Annotated in this window: 1 pseudogene; it reads left to right on the top strand. The window is 49.0% G+C overall.

Annotated features, from left to right (window positions below):
• Positions 1–504 (top strand): annotated as a pseudogene (gene esxD, locus R7Z49_RS27970) (type III secretion system regulon anti-activator ExsD); the annotation flags it as partial.

Genomic DNA, 504 nt, shown 5'->3' with positions numbered 1-504 from the left:
TGGGCGACGGCGTTCGCTTTTTGCCGACAGCATTGTGACGCAAAGCAAAGTCACTGTTTTGCAAAGAGGAGCACGATATGAGAGTGCGTCTCAGCCATCACAGGATCTCAATGTTGTCCACGTGAATCACCGACAGCTGTTGAGTGAAGGTGTGCTGAATGACGACCAGTTATCGTTGTTGCAACGCTTGTTGGACAGAAGTGTGGTGGACAGTTTGTGCGCCAGCCAATTGGTGAAAACGTATTTGAGATTGGGCACATCGATTGACCGTTTTGCCATGCGTCTGTTTTTAGAAATTGGCGCTCAGTTAAGTGACAGTCAACGAGTGGCGACCTTTGAGCAGAGGCTCGAATACATCAACTCTCGATTGGGCTTTCGCTTTAATTTGGCCACGCCAAAAACGCTGATCCTTTGTTGCTACTTGGCGTTGACCGAGTGGATTCATCGACAAACCGACCAAAGTGCGTTGCACGCCTCGGTCAAAGTGGAACAACTGATGAATCA

Origin of the sequence: Vibrio sp. 1562, from assembly GCF_033340155.1 — a bacterium.
In the GTDB taxonomy this organism is placed as follows: Bacteria; Pseudomonadota; Gammaproteobacteria; order Enterobacterales; family Vibrionaceae; genus Vibrio; species Vibrio alginolyticus.
The sequence above is the reverse complement of the archived record's forward strand: the minus strand, read 5'-3'. Positions and strand labels throughout refer to the sequence as shown.